At 44.3% G+C, this 20,975-nt stretch carries 24 protein-coding genes and 1 pseudogene; 14 read left to right on the forward strand and 11 right to left on the reverse strand.

Translation table 11 applies throughout. The annotated features are described in order from the left end of the window. Positions 1-460 precede the first annotated feature (460 nt). The 10 genes and pseudogenes from QUA07_RS10410 to QUA07_RS10455 all read left to right on the forward strand — a co-directional run bounded on the left by QUA07_RS10410 (position 461) and on the right by QUA07_RS10455 (position 8,094). The gene (locus QUA07_RS10410) at positions 461-1,735 is read left to right on the forward strand and encodes a phospholipase D family protein (protein ID WP_333324729.1); all 1,275 of its coding nucleotides are present in this window, start codon (positions 461-463) and stop codon (positions 1,733-1,735) included. 375 nt (positions 1,736-2,110) lie between these two features. Beyond that, a complete protein-coding gene (locus QUA07_RS10415) occupies positions 2,111-2,548 on the forward strand; it encodes a CdiA C-terminal domain-containing protein (RefSeq protein ID WP_333324732.1) in 438 nt (145 codons plus the stop codon). A gap of 11 nt (positions 2,549-2,559) precedes the next feature. Beyond that, positions 2,560-2,943: a hypothetical protein gene (locus tag QUA07_RS10420; RefSeq protein ID WP_333324734.1), complete on the forward strand. Its 384-nt coding sequence runs from the start codon at positions 2,560-2,562 to the stop codon at positions 2,941-2,943. Between the two features lie 55 nt (positions 2,944-2,998). Then, complete coding sequence (locus tag QUA07_RS10425) at positions 2,999-3,538, forward strand: Uma2 family endonuclease (RefSeq protein ID WP_333324879.1); 540 nt, start codon at positions 2,999-3,001, stop codon at positions 3,536-3,538. 196 nt (positions 3,539-3,734) lie between these two features. Beyond that, positions 3,735-4,916 (forward strand): GTPase, encoded by a 1,182-nt coding sequence (locus QUA07_RS10430; protein WP_333324735.1) that lies wholly within the window; start codon positions 3,735-3,737, stop codon positions 4,914-4,916. 119 nt (positions 4,917-5,035) lie between these two features. Next, positions 5,036-5,580: pseudogene (locus QUA07_RS10435) on the forward strand (Uma2 family endonuclease). A gap of 243 nt (positions 5,581-5,823) precedes the next feature. After that, a complete protein-coding gene (locus QUA07_RS10440) occupies positions 5,824-6,141 on the forward strand; it encodes a 2Fe-2S iron-sulfur cluster-binding protein (protein WP_333324737.1) in 318 nt (105 codons plus the stop codon). A 57-nt stretch (positions 6,142-6,198) separates the two neighbouring features. Then, the gene (locus tag QUA07_RS10445) at positions 6,199-6,390 is read left to right on the forward strand and encodes a hypothetical protein (RefSeq protein ID WP_333076025.1); all 192 of its coding nucleotides are present in this window, start codon (positions 6,199-6,201) and stop codon (positions 6,388-6,390) included. Continuing rightward, complete coding sequence (locus QUA07_RS10450; protein ID WP_333324739.1) at positions 6,387-7,469, forward strand: DUF3326 domain-containing protein; 1,083 nt, start codon at positions 6,387-6,389, stop codon at positions 7,467-7,469. Before QUA07_RS10445 ends, QUA07_RS10450 begins: the two co-directional genes overlap by 4 nt. A 31-nt stretch (positions 7,470-7,500) precedes the next feature. After that, the gene (locus QUA07_RS10455; protein ID WP_333324741.1) at positions 7,501-8,094 is read left to right on the forward strand and encodes a CPBP family intramembrane glutamic endopeptidase; all 594 of its coding nucleotides are present in this window, start codon (positions 7,501-7,503) and stop codon (positions 8,092-8,094) included. A 171-nt stretch (positions 8,095-8,265) separates the two neighbouring features. Here QUA07_RS10455 and QUA07_RS10460 read toward each other — a convergent pair whose 3' ends face one another. From QUA07_RS10460 to radA, 7 genes are all read right to left on the reverse strand, one after another. Then, positions 8,266-8,670, reverse strand: coding sequence for a TIGR02588 family protein (locus QUA07_RS10460; RefSeq protein WP_333324743.1), 405 nt, complete (start codon positions 8,668-8,670; stop codon positions 8,266-8,268). Further along, positions 8,667-9,524 (reverse strand): TIGR02587 family membrane protein, encoded by an 858-nt coding sequence (locus QUA07_RS10465; RefSeq protein ID WP_333324744.1) that lies wholly within the window; start codon positions 9,522-9,524, stop codon positions 8,667-8,669. The genes QUA07_RS10460 and QUA07_RS10465 overlap by 4 nt, the downstream gene beginning before the upstream one ends. A gap of 19 nt (positions 9,525-9,543) precedes the next feature. Then, entirely contained in the window at positions 9,544-10,527 is a 984-nt protein-coding gene (locus tag QUA07_RS10470; protein WP_333324746.1) for a WD40 repeat domain-containing protein, read from the reverse strand. A 60-nt stretch (positions 10,528-10,587) separates the two neighbouring features. Further along, positions 10,588-10,827, reverse strand: coding sequence for a DUF2283 domain-containing protein (locus tag QUA07_RS10475; RefSeq protein ID WP_333324748.1), 240 nt, complete (start codon positions 10,825-10,827; stop codon positions 10,588-10,590). Positions 10,828-10,840: 13 nt separating this feature from the next. Continuing rightward, complete coding sequence (locus tag QUA07_RS10480; protein WP_333324750.1) at positions 10,841-11,092, reverse strand: hypothetical protein; 252 nt, start codon at positions 11,090-11,092, stop codon at positions 10,841-10,843. Between the two features lie 102 nt (positions 11,093-11,194). Beyond that, complete coding sequence (locus QUA07_RS10485) at positions 11,195-11,425, reverse strand: DUF2281 domain-containing protein (protein ID WP_333324752.1); 231 nt, start codon at positions 11,423-11,425, stop codon at positions 11,195-11,197. A 45-nt stretch (positions 11,426-11,470) separates the two neighbouring features. Further along, positions 11,471-13,027 (reverse strand): DNA repair protein RadA, encoded by a 1,557-nt coding sequence (gene radA, locus QUA07_RS10490; RefSeq protein WP_333324754.1) that lies wholly within the window; start codon positions 13,025-13,027, stop codon positions 11,471-11,473. Positions 13,028-13,190: 163 nt separating this feature from the next. Here radA and rpaB point away from each other — a divergent pair, with 163 nt between their 5' ends. After that, positions 13,191-13,922, forward strand: coding sequence for a response regulator transcription factor RpaB (gene rpaB, locus QUA07_RS10495; protein ID WP_071587789.1), 732 nt, complete (start codon positions 13,191-13,193; stop codon positions 13,920-13,922). 118 nt (positions 13,923-14,040) lie between these two features. Continuing rightward, positions 14,041-14,682, forward strand: a complete 642-nt coding sequence (locus QUA07_RS10500; protein WP_333324756.1) for a cofactor assembly of complex C subunit B — start codon at positions 14,041-14,043, stop codon at positions 14,680-14,682. Positions 14,683-15,056: 374 nt separating this feature from the next. Here QUA07_RS10500 and hpsJ-A read toward each other — a convergent pair whose 3' ends face one another. From hpsJ-A to rfbB, 4 genes are all read right to left on the reverse strand, one after another. Then, positions 15,057-15,734, reverse strand: coding sequence for an HpsJ-like protein, cyanoexosortase A-associated (gene hpsJ-A / locus QUA07_RS10505; RefSeq protein ID WP_333324757.1), 678 nt, complete (start codon positions 15,732-15,734; stop codon positions 15,057-15,059). A gap of 178 nt (positions 15,735-15,912) precedes the next feature. Continuing rightward, positions 15,913-16,581: a cyanoexosortase A system-associated protein gene (locus QUA07_RS10510; protein WP_333324759.1), complete on the reverse strand. Its 669-nt coding sequence runs from the start codon at positions 16,579-16,581 to the stop codon at positions 15,913-15,915. Further along, entirely contained in the window at positions 16,581-17,432 is an 852-nt protein-coding gene (gene crtA, locus QUA07_RS10515) for a cyanoexosortase A (RefSeq protein ID WP_333324761.1), read from the reverse strand. Before crtA ends, QUA07_RS10510 begins: the two co-directional genes overlap by 1 nt. Positions 17,433-17,817: 385 nt before the next feature. Continuing rightward, positions 17,818-18,924, reverse strand: a complete 1,107-nt coding sequence (gene rfbB, locus QUA07_RS10520) for a dTDP-glucose 4,6-dehydratase (protein ID WP_333324763.1) — start codon at positions 18,922-18,924, stop codon at positions 17,818-17,820. A gap of 357 nt (positions 18,925-19,281) precedes the next feature. Here rfbB and QUA07_RS10525 point away from each other — a divergent pair, with 357 nt between their 5' ends. Continuing rightward, the gene (locus tag QUA07_RS10525; protein WP_333324765.1) at positions 19,282-19,824 is read left to right on the forward strand and encodes a hypothetical protein; all 543 of its coding nucleotides are present in this window, start codon (positions 19,282-19,284) and stop codon (positions 19,822-19,824) included. 466 nt (positions 19,825-20,290) lie between these two features. Then, positions 20,291-20,896 (forward strand): DUF1517 domain-containing protein, encoded by a 606-nt coding sequence (locus QUA07_RS10530; protein WP_333324767.1) that lies wholly within the window; start codon positions 20,291-20,293, stop codon positions 20,894-20,896. Positions 20,897-20,975: the final 79 nt, after the last annotated feature.

Below are 20,975 nucleotides of genomic sequence, written 5' to 3' on the forward strand. Positions count from 1 at the left end.
TGCTTTCATTAGGTTTGATTACACAATGATATTTCATTATTATTGATTGTACCTCATAACAGCGGGAACCGCTGTAACTAAGTGAAAAACCCGGTTTCTTTGCTGTGCGTAACTCTCATAAATCCGATCTCTGCCACAAATACTCAAAAATTGGTTCAAGCTCGACTGCAACAGTTATAATTTCTCCATGCGTTTCCCTCTCTATCCCTTGTTAAGCCCATGAGTAACCTTTCAAACATCCCAGGCGATCGCGGGAATTACAGGCTAAGTCCGCTCAGTCTGCGGTTATGCGTTTGGTGGGTTCCCGCCGTCGGAGTCGAAGTAGGCTGTGATTGAGTTGGCTGATTATGTTTTTAGTCAACTTTATTAGGTGCGATCGCGCAGTTTTAGGGAAGATAATCAAATTGTGGTTTACATCTTACCTAAAAAGTTTTATATCAATTAATTGGAGGTATTTACGATGAATTATCAGTTTTTGTACGACGACAAAGAAAGCTTAAAAAATAAAATCAATACTTTATTAGATTCCGAACAATTTTATTGGAGTGAAATTTATATTTTTTCTGCTTTTTTTGATGATGCTGGGGTGACACAAGTAAAACAAATTCTTTCAGCCGATTTTTTAACAGAAGATGCGAAAGTTGTGATTGCCATCGGCAGCAAAAACTTCTTTAATGAGATTAAAAATATTAAAAAAATATTAGATTTTATCGAATCAGAAAAATCAAAAAAACCTAATAATAAATCTGTTCACTTTATATGCCCTAAGAAGAACTTTCATATCAAAGCCTATTGTTTTTTAGGTCGGAGTCGGAATGTGAAGATAAAAGCTGACATTCAGATAGGTGTTTCGATCATAGGGTCATCTAATCTAACTCGGCCAGGTCTTGAATGTGAGGGAGAATTATGTATTAGTATCCACAACTTCAACTTAACAAAAACATTAATTGCTCGTTTGTCTGAGATATATATTGATTCTAAGGAATATGATTTATGGGAAAAAATAATTGACGAGTACCAGAACAATCAATATAATTCATGGGAACAAAAAATTAAGGAATTTGCAGAAAAAATTAATAAATATAATGGAGAGTCTTCTGAAAATCAAAATGAAGTTCTCCCACCGTCTCAAGAAAACTCTACGTCTGTAAATCAAGATCAACAACCCATACCAAACAGATCAGATGGTAAATTCATTGAACTAGGTGTCTTGACTGATAGTGATCTTATTGCCAAGGCAACTAATCTCGTTAATGGTAGGGAGAAGATAAATTGTTTTCACTCGTCACCCACAACTCTAGAGGAAGCGAAAGAGGATTTTCGCGAAGGTTCTTTATGCCTCTTATTTTCAACAGAAAACAAGATATTCCAAATTGGTGAAATAATGCCTCATAGTTCCGATCAAGAAACGACAGAAGGATGTTTTGTAAGATATAGAGTAAATGTAACTTATAAGCCTTCTGATGATATTGATGAAATTCTTACGAATGAAAAGTATAAAATAATATCTGATGCTAAGGATATGGAGGAATTACCTTATGAAATTCTAAAGGATTTTGAAGAAGAAGTTAATGAATATCAGGAATATCAGAAAATGCTCGCCGAGCCGAAATATCAAAAATGGATAGAAAAAGATAAGAAAAAGAGGCAATTAGAAATTATTGACAGAATATTAGAAATTGGCGATCCCACTTTAATGAAGCAAGAGCTAGAATTACTCCGTCAATCCCTTTAATGTGCCATCATTGTGTTCTCAATACCAACTTAATTTTACAATAGTTATGGGATAAAATCTTCGTCTTTACCCGCCATAATAGTAATAGCAGGATTCTTGCAAAAGGGCCATTAATTGTCAGGAAATCCAAGAGAATTTATTGTTTCAGAGTTTATACTTATCTTAACTATTTGCTAAAAGTTTAAGTAACTTCTTTGCTGGTAAGCCTGTAAGATGGCATATTGAAGGAACTAGAGATAGTGTTAGTATTAGGGTAATAGTAGAACCTGATGGGAGAGGAATCATTGTATTGACTAAGTGAGAAACCCGGTTCTTTTTCTCAAGTTACTTGGCTCATAATGTGCGATAATTCACCAAAATTTTAAATAACCAAAAATGGTGAATAACGGGACTAACCAAACCCCTAAGCAAAATTCGGCTAATTGTGGCAGTATTGATGAATCAGAAAGAGCTTTTGGTGCAACCGAAAGAGCGATTGCTGAATTTCTAGAAAGAGAGGGAAAAAATGTTAAAGCCTTGGTGGAAAAAACCGATGGAGGTAGAAATCCAGATGCTGAGGTAGATGGAAAACGCACTGAATTCAAAAGTCTAGATGCCGGTGCTACAAGCGCGACAGTAAAAAATCAGATCAACAACTGGATTAGACGAGGGGGACAGGCTAGGGATATAATTATAGATGCTATGGTGTCTGGGTTGATAGAGGCTGAGGCTGAACGAGGTTTGCAGAGGGCGAAAAATATTACACGCGGAAAAATTGATAGCGTCCGAATTATTGGCGATATCTATGACATCACTTTTACTGAGTTTCAATAAAGGAGGTTTTTATGTCTCGCACACTAGATATTTTTGTAGACTTTCCACAGGAAATCGAACATTTTATCAAAGAATTAGAGTTTATATTGGCTCTTAAATTAGAGCTGGTTTCTGACGGTACTGATAACTGGTATGAGTTTCGCAACTCAACAATCACTCTTACAGTAGGAAAGCATGATTTTGAAAATGATAAAGAGCTCAACTTTGAAGAATACCCTTACAACCTATCAATCAGAGCGCTGAACATCTCGAATGAACTTGATAGAAAAAAGTGGCGAGATGAGTTTGCTAGTTATGTTCTCCACAAGTTGAAAACTACCGGCAGGTATCGTTTAATGCTGGTGGATGACTTACAAGTGAAGTTAGAGGAGTTTGCGCCATTGGTGAAGGTTTGATCGAACATCATACAGGCAAGTTCTGAAACCGATTTGTAAAAACGAGGAAATGACTATGGTCACTGCTACTGCTGTACAAGATAATTTTACTTTAGAAGAGTTCATCACCGAGCCGCCCGACAACATGGAATTGGTAGACGGCAAACTTGTGGAGAAAAATGGCATGACACTAAAGACGGGTAAAATTCAGTTAAGCCTGGGGGATGCTTGGAAAAATTACAAAGATTCTAGCGGACAAGGTGGAGAGGCTTATGTCGAGGTTCCTTGCCGCACTAACCGACAAATTCGCCGTCCCGATGTCGCTTATCTCACACCAGAATTAGTTGCACAATTTGGCAATCTTGCTACTTTACCCCAAAGTTTCCCTTTAATTGCCGAAATAGTTTCACCCACCGATATCGCTGAAGAGGTCTTTCTCAAAGCACAAGAATATTTAGAATCTAGCTGTCAGGAAGTCTGGTTAGTTTTTCCCGAAAGTCGTTTAATATTCGTGATGACTCAAAATCAAATATTGACATTTAGATCCGGCGATACCGCCAGCACCCAACAAATCCTGATCGGTTTTAGCATCGATGTCGATCGATTGCTAGCTTAAACTAAATTCTACAACCTTTCATGTAGCAGCACGCGACACAAAACTCTGCTCTACCCGTTGCACCAGTTCTGAAATCAAATTGCTACAATATTCTTAATACTCCCCCAGTCCGCCTTCGCGGACTTCGTTTGTAGAGCATCGGAATTCTATTCGGTGGTATTGAATTAATATCCCACCCTTATCGGAGCAAACCGCCATGTCAGACGACTTTTCCTTAGACGAGCTTTTAAATAGAAGTTATTACGCCTTCAAAGACGCAGAAGACCAAGTGGGACAGTGCAATGTTTTAGTCATCGGCAAAACCGGCGTCGGCAAAAGTACCCTGATAAATTCCGTTTTTCGCCAACGCTTAGCAGAAACCGGAGTCGGCCGCCCCATCACTCAAGGCATTCGCCAATATACCAAACCGAATTGCCCAATTACAGTCTACGATACTCCCGGACTCGAACTCAATGCCGAACAAATTAAAATTATTCAATTAAACGTTGCAAAACTAATTGAAGACCAAAGACTTCTGCACCCCAAAGAACACATTCACGTCATCTGGTACTGCATCAATCACAGCGCCAATAGAATAGAATCTGTCGAGGAAAACTGGCTAAAAGAAATGGAAGTCAAAGATGTACCAGTTCTTTTAGTGCTGACTCAGACGACATCTAAAAAGCCGAGCGAGTTTTTTAAGCAACTGGAACACATGAATTTACCAGTCAGTCAAATCATCCCTGTGATGGCTGAGCCGGAAGAAATCGATGAGGATTATACAGTAAAATCTCACGGTTTAGACAAGTTGGTAGATGCAACTGTTCAACTGCTGCCGGAAGTAGCTAAAAAAGCTTTTATTAAAGAACAAATTGCCAATATTGCGCTCAAATCTGACATGGCATTTAAGTATCTAAGTGCTTATGTAGCAGGTTCGGCCATTGTCGGTGCGACTCCTGTACCGTTTGCTGATGCGCCGATTTTGATGACGATGCAAACGGCAATGATTGCTAATATTACTGTGATTTTTGGAATGCCCTTTGATAAGGGGTTTATTTCGGCGATGCTGTCTGCTATTAGCGGCGCTGGCGGGGTTACTGCTGTTGGCAGAAGTATTGTTACTAATTTGATTAAAATGATTCCTGGTGCTGGTACGGTTGTCGGCGGTGCTATCTCCGGTGCAACGGCAGCAACTCTCACGCTTGCCCTCGGTTTGGCTTACATTGAAGTGCTTAAAGCTTATATGAAAGCTCAAATTAATGGGGAACAACTTTCTTTGCAGCAGTTGACAAAGATGTTTGTGGATTTTTATAAGGATTATGCTAGTTCTGGGCGTAAAACTTTAAAGGATGACAAACCGAATCAACCTAAACCTCCCAATCAAATTAATATTGAGTAAATTGGGCATGGGGCATAGGTTATTTGTTAGTTCCAATTCCCAATTCCCAATTACCAATTCCCAATTACCCATTACCAATTGATTGCTACAATATGAATGAATTCTGCAAAAGAGAGTAAATGGCTATGGTAATGGCTGCCGTTTTATCAGAAAATGTTTCTCTAGAAGACTTCATGGCTAATCCCCCCGACGATATGGAATGGGTGGAGGGGCAAATTGTGGAGAAAAATGGCATGACAGTAAAACACAGTCGAATCCAATCTAGACTAGATCGTTTTTGGGGAAATTACAAAGATTCTAGCGGACAAGGCGGCGAAGTGTATACAGAAGTTCCTTGTCGTACAGACAAACGAGTGCGCCGTCCTGATGTAGCTATCTGACTCCTGAACTTGTTGCTCAATATGGCGATGTTCCTACTTTGCCTCAAAGTCCGCCGTTAATTGCAGAAATAGTTTCTCCTACGGATATTGCGGAAGAAATATTTCTGAAAGCACAAGAGTATTTAGATTCTGGTTCTCTGGAAGCTTGGAGTGTTTTTGCAGAAAGTCGCTGGATATTGATAATGACTCAAACTCAAAAGTTAACTTTTAACTTAGGTTCTACAGTCAGCACTCAGCTAGTGCTGCCGGGTTTTAGTGTTGCGGTTGATGAGTTGTTGGCTTGAAGGCAAAGATTAATTAGGTATAAGTGCTTTGTGGCACAGTTCCCCCGTGAAGCTTGTAATAATTTGTGAAAAAGTCATTGACAAAATGCCGCTCGCTCGCCCAGCCATTTAATAAAAAAAATTATCAATAAAAAATGTAGTTGTAAAATTGCACAAAAGCACAAACAGCGGTAAAATACTGATTGCTTTGTTTCCAAATCTAGCGTAAATTCCAATTGGGGAATTAAAACCAATAATTGAAATATGTCTAAGACTTACACTGTTGAATTGATCCACCAAGGCACTACCTATACCGTAGAAGTACCCGAAGATAAACAAATTCTCCGCGCCGCTAACGACGCCGGCATTGAGTTGCCGAGTTCTTGCAATGCGGGGGTTTGTACTACCTGTGCTGGTAAAATTATTGAAGGGAAGGTCGATCAAGCTGATGGTATGGGCGTTAGTCCCGAACTTCAGGCAGAAGGTTATGTGTTGCTGTGTGTTGCTTATCCCCGATCGAACTTGAAGATAGAAACAGAAAAAGAAGACATTGTGTACGATCGCCAATTCGGTAAATCCTAGCACTAAGCTAAAATTGACCTAAGTACCGTTAGCGGTAAAACCACTATGGATCGCCCTATGACCACCCATTTCATTTCCGCAGAAGTTGACCTCCACGATACCGCCGAGCAACTGCACTCGGCTATTGAAATTGAACTGCAAAAGCACGGCGAACCCCTGCGCTGGGCCGTTACAGACGTGGATGTCGATCGGCAAAAGGCTGTGGTAGAAGGCTACGTGCTCGTGGAAGCATCCCCCGCAACATCGTGAACCCCCGCCCTTTGACAGTGGTTTTGATAGTCCCCACAGGCGTTGGAGCCTCGATTGGTGGGTTTGCAGGAGATGCGCTGCCGGTGGCTAGGGCGATCGCCCAAATTTCAGACACCCTGATCACTCACCCCAACGTCCTCAACGGCGCTCAACTTTATTGGCCGATACCTAACGCTCTCTACGTTGAAGGTTACGCCCTTGACAAATTTGCTGCCGGATGCTGGGGACTGCAACCAGTACATCAAAATCGCATCGGCTTAATCCTCGATGCTGGCATTGAACCAGACTTGCAGTTGCGACACTTGCAAGCGGCTGATGCAGCGAGAGCTACATTGGGCTTGAATATAACCGATTGTGTTTTAACCGATCGCCCCCTGCAAGTAGAATTGCGTATTTCCGAATCCGGGGCATCCTGGGGAACCATCGGCAATCCCGACAGTTTATTGCGCGCTGCAGAAAAATTAATCAAACAAGCAAGAGTAGAGGCGATCGCAGTTGTGGCCAGATTTCCCGACGATGAAGGCAGCCTCGCCCTCGAAAACTACCGCCGCGGCAAAGGAGTTGACCCCCTCGCTGGCGCGGAAGCTGTGATCAGCCACCTCATCGTCAGGACGTTTAAAATCCCCTGCGCCCACGCGCCCGCGCTGTCTGCGCTTCCCCTCGATCCGCACCTGTCCCCGCGATCGGCTGCTGAGGAAATCGGCTATACTTTCCTACCTTGCGTGCTTGCCGGCCTCAGCAAAGCTCCCCAATTCGTAGCGCCAGAAAGCCAGCAGCACCATCAATTATCAATTACAGCCGATCGAGTCGATGCGGTGGTGATACCCGCCACAGCCTGCGGTGGCAGTGCTATTCTGAGTTTGAGTGGGCGATCGTCCGTACAAATCATCGCTGTGGGCGACAACAAAACCCAGATGCAGGCGACTCCAGAAAAACTCGGAATCAAAGCTTTGCAGGTAAACTCATATTTAGAGGCGATCGGAGTTTTGGTCGCTTTGCGAGCCGGCCTCAGTCCAGCTTCCTTGGGCGCAGAAATTTCCTCCCTGCGTTGTTTGTCTGACTCAACTAAACAACTCTAAAATCTCAAACCTCAAATCTAAAAGTGATTAAGTGGCAGAAAAACTTCCCGGAAATCCTGAAATTGAACCCTTGACGCGCACCCAAGTTTTAGTAGCAATGGGCGTGACAGCAATTATGTTGCTGGCGGTAGCTAAATTGTGGTTGCTATTTGGATCGGTATCGCTTTTGCCAGTCAAATTGATAGGAATGGACTTGCTCAAAGGATTTGCGATCGGACTGGCAATTACAGGCGGCAGTGCGATCGTTTATCAACTCTGGCCGGGTTATCGCCGGAGTGCGGATGTTTACTTAGAAGTAGTGCTCAAACCTTTGTTTTGGCCGGATTTAATTTGGCTGGGACTGCTGCCGGGACTTAGCGAAGAATTGCTATTTCGAGGCGTGATGCTGTCTGCTTTGGGATTGAATGTTACCAGTTTAGTTTTATCGAGTTTTTGTTTCGGCATTCTGCACTTAGGAGGCATGGATCAGTGGCCTTATGCTGTTTGGGCAACGGCTGTCGGATTGCTGTTGGGTTACAGCGTTTTAGCTACTGGGAATTTGTTAGTGCCAATTACGGCTCATATTTGCACGAATTTGATTTCGAGCTGTGTTTGGAAGTGGGAACACAATCTGGTGAAGCGTTAGCTCGATCGCAATTCCAAAGCCATTGAAATCCCGCCTGCGCGGAATATAGCAATAAATGCCAACGCGTCAGGGGGTTTTTAGATTGAACGAACCGCGAAGACGCTAAGGGCGCGAAGGAAGAGGAAGATTTCACAGAGGTGTAAAAGTTTTAACCGCCGAGTTTTATGTGTGTTAAGGCAGTTTGTAGCTGCTCGATCGCACAATCAACTCACCTTGACTGGGGTTACGGCTGAAAATAAAAGCCCCTTCTTGAGTTTCCCCACTTGACAAAAAATCAATTTGTTGATCGCCGGATTCTACAACTTCACCGTTGACGCGCAATTCGGCAATAATTTGCACAGACTCTGCCGTTTCGCCGCCCGTATTTGTCACTGCAAACGGCACGTAAAATTGGCCTTGATTTTCGCGAATAGACGTGTTGCGAGTGACAGAAATAATCGGAGGTTCCTCTTTTTTAGTCACCCAGTTGTATAGTACGAGTCCGGTGATGGAAAAGAGGATCGAGCAGGCGATCGCAAATGTCACCCATTCAGCAGGAGTTCTTTTTTCATGCTGTTCGTTATTACTTTCACTCATACCGCCAACCTCCCCGCCGCGCCACCAACAGCCGCCGGCAGTCCTAATACTAACGTATAGTTCAACCAAATCGACCACGGGTCGTCAAAACTGAGTTTGTGGAAGAAAAACATCATAAATGCAGAAGCCGCCAGCGACACTAAATAGGCCATGACAGTTTCGCTGAGGGGACGCTGAAACATCCCTTGCTGCTGCTGCCGTTTTGCTTGATAAGTAAAGCCGGCTACAAATACAATACCGTAGGAAATTAGCAGCGAAGCAGCGATAATTGCTAATTGCCAAGGCGGCGAAATACCTGCCGCTAGCATGGGAATTTCGTCAGTTGGGGCGATATTGAAAGCAATGATCATCGCGCCGATTAAAGTAGCGCCGATATCTGCTAAAGTTGGGTTAATATTAGGTTCGCTGTCGCTGTCTGAGCTTTGATAGCGATCGCCACTCAAAAAACCGTTCGCCAGGGCAACTCCCAAAGCAAAGGGCAGGCCTTCAAAAATGATTTTCCCCAGAGTTTCTTGCAGTGGAGTCTCCGGCGTAATTTCCCTGAGCAAAAACAGGATTAAAGCCGCGCAGACAATCCCAATGGCGATCGCTTCTACGGTATCGATTGCAGCATCTAGCCAGCGGATGTCCTTAGTTTTGCGAAAACCTTCAGTGCGAGTCAGCAAGAAAACGACGATAAAAGTAGTTGCGATCGCGATCGACATTTCCGCTGGTTTAGTATGCGAACCGATCCACCAAACTTCCATCGTATAAAGCAGGGGAATTCCGAACAAAAAACCGCCCGATGCACCTCTAATTATGTCGCTTAGTTCATTTGACCACTGATTTTTGCGCTGTTTTTTTCTCTGGTTCATTTTTCAGTTAAAAGGCAAATTAAAAATTATACAAAATTTCCCGTGCTTCTAAATCCCGTTGCCAAATCTTGATAGTTTTGTCATCACTTCCACTAACCAGAGTCTGCCCATCCGGGCTAAAAGCCACAGAGTAAACTCCCCATGTGTGTCCTAAAAGAGTGCAAATTTTCTCTCTAGCCTCTAGATTCCAAAGTTCGATCGTTCCGGGTTCGCTATCATCATCTTCGCTGTCAGAATCCCCCCATCCACCAGTTGCGATAATTTTGCCATCCGGGCTAAAAACTAAGTAGTAGTCCCCCATTGAATTTTTCGGAAGAGTATAGATTTCTGTTCCTGTGTACAGATTCCACAGCTTGATATTTCCTGAACAGTGCAAAGTCGCAAAAGTTTTTCCATCGGGGCTGACATCAATGGCATAAACAGTACCCATACCCTCCTGCCAATTCTTGGTCCAGATTTCATCTCCAGTGGTTAAATTAAAAGCTACTGCACTTAGAGAAACATAATCATCTCCACTGCTACTGAGTAGAATCTGTCCGTCAGGACTGAATAAAATATCAAAACCATAATATACTTCTACTGGCCACTTTAAAGTCCGAATTTCTTCTCCATTTCTAAGATTCCAAAGTTTGATAGTTGTGTCTTCACTGGCACTTGCCAGAGTCTTCCCGTCGGGGCTGATAACTACAGAAGTAATTATGTCTGAATGTCCGGTGGTGGTGTAAATTTCCTCTTTAGTGCTGAGATTCCAAAGCTTGATAGTTTTGTCCTTACTGCCGCTAGCAAGAGTTTGTCCATCAGGGGCGAGGGCAATGGATGTAACCCCTTGTGAATGTCCTGATAAAGTGTGAAGTTCTTGCCCTGTGTTGAGGTTCCACAGCTTAATTGTGCTATCAGAACTTCCGCTAACTACAGTCTGTCCGTCTGGAGTGATGACAACAGAAGTTACCGAGCTTGAATGCCCGTGAAGGGTGTGTACGCATTGCCAGTTAGTTTGAATCATTTGATATTACTCCTAGCATTCATCCAGCAACCACATTTTTACTGATTGTTTTAAATGCCATTAAAGTGCAAGCTGAATTTCGGAATATTCTCCTAAAGCTTCGTTGACAACAATCAGTTTTCCTTGACTATCCGCCCCTAATTGTTGATTGGCATTGAGTAATTCAATTCCATAAATAGTACCGTCTGGGGCAATATCCACATTCATTTGATCGCTAACCTGGATAGTGTTTACCTGTGCGGTTTTTTCTTGCAGGTATATATAAGCTACGTTGTATCTCGGATCGTAAGTCAATTTCACGGGAACCTCCTGCTCAAAAGAATTTGACAATTACAGTGATAATCATCCAGTCTTCGCCTTCTGACGCTGCGATCGCCTCCACTTTCTTCATAGCATAAACTTTTCCCTGCCACTCAGCATTGAAGGAAAAGTTGCGCCTAACTCCGGTTCTGCCAAATTGAGCCGGAAAAGTTGTGCCACTTTCAACAGTAGCAATTACTTCTGCCTCAGTTGCACCTCGCTCAATCAACCGTGCTTGAGCATGGGGATGTAATTTAACGCTCACGTTGCTATTACCTCCTTTTTGCCTCTTTATTTTTGCACTAACTTAATTCACCACAGCCGCGCATAAGCATCAAAATAAAGGCATGAGTGTCCAACAACAACCTCATTCCATATACTCCTTAAACTCTTCTAGCGGTTCGTCAAAATCATCAGACATCCAAACCATTCCTTTGGCACTTCCTGCTTGCCGATTGGGTTTAGCTTGTTTGGGAATTACTACCAATTTTACAACAGACTGGTTATCTTGAGTAATCGCCACTTCTTCGTCTCTCATCCCCGCTTGGATTAATTCCAGAAGCTTTTCTTTGGTCTCAATAATGTCTACTTGATACATAATTCGTGCCTCCTTACTATCAATTCATAACATCACAATTCTAACTCAATTAAACAAATCCTCTTCCTCCAAATCAACCGATTGCAATTCCATATCAACCGACTGCAACTGAGCCGGTGTAGCAGGAATCGCCGCAATAATGGCATCGATTACTTTCGCTACTGGAATAATCTCCATCCCCAACTCCGGCACCGGTTGATTCTTAGGAATAATCGCCCTTTTGAAACCCAATTTCGCTGCTTCCCTCAGCCGCAACTCTAATTGGGAAACCGGCCGCACCTGTCCCCCCAAACCCACTTCCCCAAGCAAAACAGTACGCGCATCAACCACCCGATCGCGAAAACTGGCCACAACGGCGATCGCAACTGCCAAATCCGCCGCCGGTTCATCCACCTTCAACCCGCCCACCGTCGCCAAAATCACATCTAATTTAGATAAAGGAATACCCACCCTTTTCTCCAAAACAGCTAAAATTTGCTGCAATCTAGCATTATCCACACCAGTAGTAGTACGGCGCGGGGAACCGAAACTTGCAGGGCTGACTAACGCCTGAATTTCCACTAAAATTGGTCGAGTTCCTTCGCAAGTAACAGTCGTCGAAGTACCGGGAGAAAACTCATCTCTATTCCCTAAAAACAACTCCGACGGATTATCTACTTCTCGTAAACCGTGGGCTACCATTTCAAAAACACCGATTTCGTGAGTAGCGCCAAAACGGTTTTTCATCGATCGCAAAAGTCGATGAGAAGCAAAGCGATCGCCCTCAAAATACAGTACAGTATCTACCAAATGTTCCAAAACCCTCGGCCCGGCCAAAGCTCCATCTTTCGTAACGTGACCGACAATAAATAAAGTAATATTTTCCCTTTTCGCAACCTGCATCAAAGCAGACGTACATTCCCGCACCTGAGCCACCGAACCCGGAGCCGATGTTAAACTAGCAAAATAAATAGTTTGGATACTGTCAATCACCGCCACATTCGGTTTCAGCGCTTCCAACTCCCGCAAAACAACCTCTAAATCCGTCTCTGGAAGCAAATAGAAATTCTCCGCTGAATTGTCCTCCGAATCCTTTTTAGCTTCCCCGTTACTGCCGGATTTATGCCCGCCGTTGCTTGACAATTCAACCGGATTAGCCACGCCCAAACGCTGCGATCGCAACTTCACCTGCTGGCCGGACTCCTCCGCACTAACATACAGTATCCGATCCTTGCGGGCCAACATATTTGCCACCTGCAACAGCAGCGTCGATTTCCCGATTCCCGGTTCGCCCCCAATCAACACCAGCGAGCCCGGAACAATCCCGCCTCCCAAAACTCGATCAAGTTCCCCGTAACCAGAAGGCCAGCGAGACTGAGTTTGGTCGGAAATCTGCGATAATCTGAAAGATACCCTTGGTTGACCCTTCGACTTATCAGGGGGCGAACCGCCCACTGTCTTAGTTGTCACCCCAGTTAAACCAGCCCGCGGCACACCAGCAGTAGGTTGCTCTAACTGCTCGTCAAAAGAATCCCACTTCTGACAGCTAGGACATCTGCCAAAATATTGTGGTGAATCATAGCCACATTCCCGACAAATATATTGTATTCGAGGCTTAGGCATTGTTTTATGATAAATAGTCACCCTTAAAATTTAGAAAAGTCTGAGTTAAAGCAATTATCAAGCTTTCAGACCGATCACCGCCCATGATTCAATTTGTGTCTTCTATGATAGGGTACAAAAAAATAACATTATCTGAAATGTAACTTAAGGAGTGCTCGGTAACTTGGAAAACCATAAAGAAAAAATTCTGGTAGTCGATGACGAAGCCAGTATCCGCCGCATTCTGGAGACTCGCCTTTCCATGATTGGCTACGATGTCGTCACCGCTGCTGACGGCGAAGAAGCTCTCGAAACATTTCGCAACACCGAACCAGACTTAGTGGTTTTGGACGTGATGATGCCGAAGCTAGACGGTTATGGCGTCTGTCAGGAGTTGCGTAAAGAGTCAGACGTACCCATCATCATGCTAACTGCTTTGGGAGACGTAGCCGATCGCATCACCGGTTTAGAATTGGGCGCCGACGATTACGTCGTCAAACCTTTCTCTCCCAAAGAACTCGAAGCCCGCATCCGTTCGGTACTGCGGAGGGTTGACAAAAACGGCGCATCGGGCATTCCTAGTTCCGGAGTCATCCACGTCACCAATATTAGGATTGACACCAACAAGCGCCAAGTTTACAAAGGCGACGAACGAATTCGGCTCACGGGCATGGAATTCAGCCTGTTAGAACTGCTTGTCAGCCGTTCTGGAGAGCCTTTTTCGCGATCGGAAATTTTGCAGGAAGTCTGGGGATACACGCCAGAACGCCACGTAGACACCCGCGTAGTGGACGTTCACATCTCGCGGCTTAGGGCAAAGTTGGAAGACGACCCCAGCAATCCCGAATTAATTCTCACCGCCCGCGGTACAGGCTATCTGTTCCAGCGAATTGTCGAAATAGGAGAAGTAGGATAAAGTCAGTTGACAGTTGACGGTTGACGGTTGGCAGTTGGCAGTTGGCATTAGTTAAATTACCAACTACCAATTACCAATTACCAATGACTAATGACTAATGACTAATGACTAATGACTAATGACTAAATCTGATCCCAATAAAGTTTTGCGGCAATTGCCCTTAGTTGCAGGAGGGTTAGCAGGTACGCTGCTAATGGTCAACCGCTTGCTGACAGAGCAAATTACAGATTCTCAAGCTCGATCGGACGCTTTGGGAGTAATTATCAGCGCTTTGCTGATTTTAACAGGTTTGCTGTGGCAGCAGGTGCAAGCGCGATCGCCCGATTCCGTAAAACTTATCGGCGAAGAAGGTTTTGAATTTGCGCCGGATTTGCCGGAGGCTGTGAAAATAGAATTAGCCTGGGCGTCGCGTTTGCTGTTGACAAATACCGCCACAAGGTCGATCGTAATTGTGTATCAGGGAAAAGTTCTATTGCGGCGCGGTATTTTAGGCATCAATCCCGAAGTCAAACCAGGGCCGATATTGCAGCGAGTGCTCGACAAAAATAAACCAGTTTATTTAGTAAATCTCAATATTTACCCTGGGCGAATAGAATTTGACTATTTGCCAGAAAATACTCAAGGAGTCATCTGTCAGCCCATCGGCAGCCAAGGCGTTTTAATCTTAGGTGCTAACGCGCCCCGCAGCTATACAAAACAAGATGAAAACTGGGTTGAAGGGATTGCCGACAAACTAGAAAATACCATCAATCGATTTTAGATTTTAGATTTTAGATTTTAGGTTTTAGATTGTGGATTTTAGATTGTGGGTTTTAGATTATGGATTTTAGATTGGGGATTGTAGATTGTGGATTTTAGATTGGGGATTGCACAATGGCAGCCCTCTCAAGGTGCGAGCGACCGATTTGCCTCCTTCTAGGTGTTGGCTATCGGCAATAAACAAGATTTATTACCGATATCTTTTGAAAAGAAGAAGAGCGAGTCCCCCAATGAAATTTCGACAGTTTGAGGGTCTTCTGCACCACTCCTGAGCCTGCTGCGTGCACCAGGCGCATCTTAGTCCTCAACAACGCTCTCCGGGTGCGCTAGGCGCACCTTACTAGCTCAAAACTCTCAACTCAAAACTCAAAACTACTACCGAGCCCAGTCAGTACCGCGCCACAGCGTAAAAAACAAAACACTAGAAATCAGCGCGCCCAGCAGCCACTTAACAGCATTTTTAAATAACCCCACGCGCTGATTTGACTGAACCGCAGCACTTTGTGTCTGTAACCGTTCCTTAGCCGGAGTAATTCTCGAAAGAATTTGTTCTTTCAATTGCTGTGGGTTTTGCGTATCCGCTTGTACCCCCAAACGAGTAAGTTCCCCCGCCAAATTCCTTAAATCTTCAGGACTACCCTTTTTTAACCTGTCTTCCACCTGCTGCAACTGAGCTAATTGTTGGTTTGCTTGAGTAGTAATTTGCTGGTTGTTTTGGTTGTTGACGTAGATAGTGCCAAAAATTCCCAAAGGCAGCATCAACAGAAAAACCAGACCTAGCAGCAGACAAACCCAAGACAAAACCTTCAAAAAAACGTCTTCCAAACCTCTGCGGTCGTACCCTTCGCCAAAAAATATCAGCGCCATTGCCAGTAGAGGAACTGGCACTCGTTCCACTACAGCCCCAATCGTCTGCAATTCCCAGAGGCGATTGCCAAAATTTGCGGGTATAAGAACTGCAATCGTATCTAATACAGACAAAATTAATAGACCGTAGCCAATCCAACGCAGTCTGTAGATAGAAAAACCTTGTTCGCCTTGTAAGTCATTCATAAAATAATCAGAGTTGTTGTTAAGAAAAATCTCTCTTGACCCCGCCCCAGAACGGAGACAAGCCCCCGACAACAGTCGTGGAGAGTCAAAAATTTTAGACTCTTGTTCCAGCTTCCAGATTCACCTGTGGAGTAAATATAAAAGCTAAAAGCTAAAAGCTAAAATCGACTGACTCGACTCAAGGCTCGGGGAATCGCGGCTGCCACCACTCATACCAAGAAACCCAAGCATTCTCTAGAATTTTTTTGGCATCTTCTGGAGTTGTTTTATCCAAAGGCACAGACATCTGAGTCCACAAACAGCGCCGGTCTTGAATATTTCCCCTACCCAACAACCAAAACAGAATACGGTTTGGCTGCCAATCGTGAGTATTTCGATTATATCTAAACTGTTGGGAAGTTACTGTAGCACTGCCACGAGGATTGATACACGAACTCAAATACAGTCGATTTTTCTGTTGCAAAATTCCGTGAAACCCCGCACCTTGAGTGTTTGCCAATGCTAGTTTACCAGGAGACGACTTGAGAACAGTATGTCCTTTCATCATACCTTCCACATCCCCAATGGTGTTTACCGCATACCGCATCTCTATTTCTAGAGCCATGCTATTTTTTTGATATTCATATTTCCTGGCAGCTTTGAATTCTGAATTTTCCTTAATTTCCAGAAGCGCGCTCTTGTTTAGTTTCCAATCGGCTAGAGGCACCGACTCGGGAAACTCAAACGGGGTTGCCAGATTATTGTTAGCCGATGGATAGAAAACCAATTTTCCGGCAACCAACAAAACGCCTCCCAAAGTAACAGCCAACAGGGAAAGCCTAAGTGGTTTCCAAGAGGTAATAGCCATTAGCAATTCTGTCCTTCCTTATTTGGGGGTTGGTCTTTCAAAATTGCAAACCAGCAGAATAACCCGAAAATAAATACAGAAATCATCGAAAATATTACCGAACCATTTCCTTCGTGCCAGTATTTAAATGCTTCGGGTTGAGATAGCGATACCAGCACCGCCAGGAGACCAACTCGCGCGGCATTAACTAGAAATGCAGTAATTATTGCCACGAATGGCAATACAATTTTCTGACCCGTAGTGGTAGGAAACATCAGTAAGAAAACCAGAGCTAGTCCTAACAATTGTAGCATCGCATTTACGCCGGAACAGCCGTGATACACTTCCACGCTTCCTTTTTCCAGGATTAGAAAAACCCCTTTCCGCACCACTTCAAATCCTACATAGTGCAGGAGGAAAGCTGAAAATTTTGCTGTTAATAGGGCGACATCAACGAAGACTCCGATTAATCCGGGAGGAATAGCTGTATAGCCAAGAATTAGAAGTTCCTGCCAATATTGTTTCAGTCCTTTTGTGCCGGAAGCCAGCAATGCAAGACTGATTCCTGACAAAAAAGGCGTTGCTCGGATGAAAAAGTCGTATCCAGATATCGACGAACTTTTGAGCAATATTAAAGCAATTAAGGATGACCCCAAGAAGCTGGCGAAAACTCCGCTTTCAAAAGTTAAGGATTCGTGCCTTTCCCAAATTAAAAATGCTACGACTCCCCAAAAAAGTAACATTGTACCGAACAGGTCAGTGTCGTTTGTTCTGGAAGTCAGAGTTAGGTGTATGGCAATCAAACCGGAGGCGATGCCTAACAGCCAGTATTTAGGTTCTTGGATGTGCTTGAGCGAGTTTATTTCGGTCATTGCTGCTTTTTGTTTTTCCTAAAAGCTTCTAAAATGCTTACTCTTGTAACCCTATTAAAATTATCAGCTACAAACACTTGAATTTATGCGTTTGGGATGATTTTTCACTAAATCTTCACAAAGATTGACAAGAGCAAATATGTGTGATATCACCTTTGCCTAATTAAATCTGAAGTTAGGTGCAAAGACCAAAGACAACAGGTTTTTCAATTCGGATCGATCGCACTTAACGAATGATTTTCCTCCTGCAACCCCGGTTTCTGCGCCAAGAGTTAAAATGTAAAGCTTGAAGGCAAGACAGAAACCTTTCTGGACGCACTCTTGAGCTGAAAAACCAGTTTTTTAGTGGTTCTGGTTCGTGGTAGCCCGTGCGTCCAGGAGTAGATTAGTTAGAGTAGACTTTCCGGTAGTAAGTTTGATATTCCTCCGAAAGCAGGGGTTCCCACCACTCCCGATGGGCTAAGTACCATTCTACAGTCTGCCGCAAACCTTCTTCAACTGTTACTGAGGGAGTCCAACCTAAATCAGTTTTAATTTTGCTGGCATCAATAGCGTAACGCCGATCGTGCCCGGCTCTGTCTTTGACAAATGTGATCAATTGTTCGCAAGGACGGGCGGGTAAATCAGAAGCTAATTCGTCCATTAGCTGACACAGCATTTTTACTAAATCGAGATTTTTGACCTCGTTGTTGCCGCCAACATTGTAGGTTTCCCCAGGCTGACCACGGTGAATAACGGCATCTAAAGCGCGGCAGTGGTCGAGAACGTAGAGCCAATCTCGCACGTTTTGACCGTCGCCGTATACTGGCAGCGGTTTGCCCAATAACATATTGATGCACATTAATGGAATGAGCTTTTCTGGGAAGTGATAGGGGCCGTAATTGTTGGAACAGTTGGTGATAATTGTCGGGACGCCGTAGGTGTGGAAATAGGCGCGGGCGAGGTGGTCGCTGCCAGCTTTGGAGGCTGAGTAGGGACTGTTGGGCGAGTAGGCAGTTGTTTCTGTGAAGGCTGGGTCATCGGGGCCGAGACTGCCGTAAACTTCGTCGGTAGAAACGTGGAGGAAGCGCATTTGTGCTTTGAGAGATGGCTCATCAATTGCTTCAAAATGCTTGCGGAAGGCTTCTAAAAGTGTGAAGGTTCCGACAACGTTGGTTTGAACAAAGGCGGCAGGCCCGATAATTGACCTGTCAACGTGGGATTCTGCGGCAAAGTGCGCGACTGTGGTGATGTTTTCTTCTTGGAGCAAGGTATCGACTAAGGTACGATCGCAAATATCCCCCTGCACAAACCGAAAATTTTCGCCTCCTTCCAAAGTTGCCAGGGTTTGTCGGTTTCCGGCGTAGGTTAAAGCGTCGAGTACGACTACTCGATCGCCCGGATAGCTGCTGCACCAGTGATGCACAAAATTCGAGCCGATAAATCCAGCCCCGCCCGTCACCAACAATCGGCGAGGAGCTCGCTCAATGCCTTGAGTCGCGTTGTCTGTCATAAAAATAAGAGTTATTCCAATAACTAAGCCTTTACAAAAGTAGCCTTAAAAGTAGTTTGTCACCAACTGTTTGCCACTCTGTAATTAAAATTTCTACTGTCTCACCTCAGATTTTGTAATTTGGGCGCGATCAAAGTATTGGTTCACAAAACTTGAACTTCTACCGCTCTCTTAGTCCAAATGCTTACAGAATAAGCATTTCAGATGTTTAAGCTGGCAAATTTAAATTTGAATTGTGTGAGGCTATAGCTGACTTTTGCGATCGATCCTCGATATGGGCGGCGCGCAGAGTTGATACATTTGTAAAGAGCTGTTACCATTAATTTTTTAATTATCCTTTACAATCTGCACAGCACCATGAAGAAGTTTCAAGTGTTAGCTGGCATTGCTTCCGTCGTCGCGATCGCAAGCAGCATCGCCATAGGTGACGCCGCATCCGCTTTCCCCTGTTCCTACAGCAAATCAGGGGCAGCTAAATCTGGTTCTGCGACAACGATCCTAGGTTCCGGCGGCTCGGAGCGCATGAATCCGTGGAAATCCTACAAAACAGCAGCTCTCGGTTTCCTAGGTTTGGCTGGAGTTTTGGGTGGCGGAGCGGCCTACATGAGCTACCGTGCCGGGAAGCGCGCCTCTGCTGCTTGCGCTGCGATGACCGATAATTTTGAAGTTTTTGAAGAGTCGCCTCCGATGGCAGATGCAGGTGTTTCTGGACACATGGAAGTTCCTGCCTTGCTCGATTTGACGGCGGCGGGTGCTGTAGCTGAGTCAGCAGATGCGGTTGCAGTCGTTCGCGAACACCCAGAAGCTCCAGGCGGCGAGCTGGATTTGCCAGTTTCGCCAGTTGCTGAGTTGAGTTCTGAAATTGCTATCGAACAAGTCCAAAGCGCGATCGTCAAATAGTTATCTCAAACCAAAGTATTCGCTTAGCGCACCTCCAATCTTGCAAGATTGGAGGTTTTTTGAGTCGAAATTATCTACCCTACAATTTCTTGTCATGGCGATCGCGAAGCACTGCCAACAATAGACAGATGAATCGATAGCACACAATCTCATATTTCGGCAAAGCAAAGGAACGCTGAATTAAGCTAAATAAAAAAAACTCTGGCTACAATCATCAATCTCATAGCAATTATTAAAAGTCGCCGCTCTCCGTCAGGACAATGCTGTGCGGTTTCCCTACTGTATTTGAACTGTATTTGATCCGATTGAAAACTGTTATAAAATTAGATGAGTCAAAGCGAGACAGTACGCTGCCGAGGCGATCGCTCAAAATGCCCTCGATATCAATCTGAGGTTAGACGGCAAGAGTGCAAATCGCCTGCTATCGTTGGAAATATAGCCCTACAGATTACAACTAGAGGTTATTATGAATGCTTGGCGCGATCGATTCAATCAATTTACAGGTAAAACTCGACTGGCAGTTTGCCGGGTGTTCGTTCACCTAACAGGCGAAGAAGTTGCACCGCTGTTAGGAGTTCTCAACCGCACCGCCAGACAAGCAATTGATGCCGATGGCGACATAGCAGTTTTAGGGGAAGGTATTGTAGAAATTTGCAATCACCTGTTGCAGTACGACAACTACTGGCAATCGGCCGCCAATGAAGGCGATATTTTTTGGAATGAAGGCGAAGCGGGCGATTATGTGGATGAACTGTTCACGGATTCAGCCGATCGCTATCTCAGCGAGCCTCAATACAGTACATCTGTTTACGATAAAAAATCCCCCTTGTCTTTGCCGGTAACTAGAAATGTGGTGGTGATGCTGACAGTTGCTTATGAAGGCGAAGTCCCTGCCCTAGAAACAGACCTTGCTGACATCAGCGCGCTGAAAGTCGGTTTAAAAGCCCTGATTAATTTACATTACCAAGAAAGGCTCCGAGCTGTGCAAGTTCACTTTTCTCCCGCACAGTTGGGAGACGAACTTACCAACGACCAAGTGTTGGTCAATTTCCCAGAACTTATTCCCCTTTAAGGAAGGACTTATTAGTTATTAGTTATTAGTTATTAGTTATTTGCTACCAATGCGCGCTGCCCCATGCGCGATGCCCGAT

Origin of the sequence: Microcoleus sp. T3_A4, assembly GCF_036700465.1 — a bacterium.
Lineage (GTDB): Bacteria > Cyanobacteriota > Cyanobacteriia > Cyanobacteriales > Microcoleaceae > Microcoleus.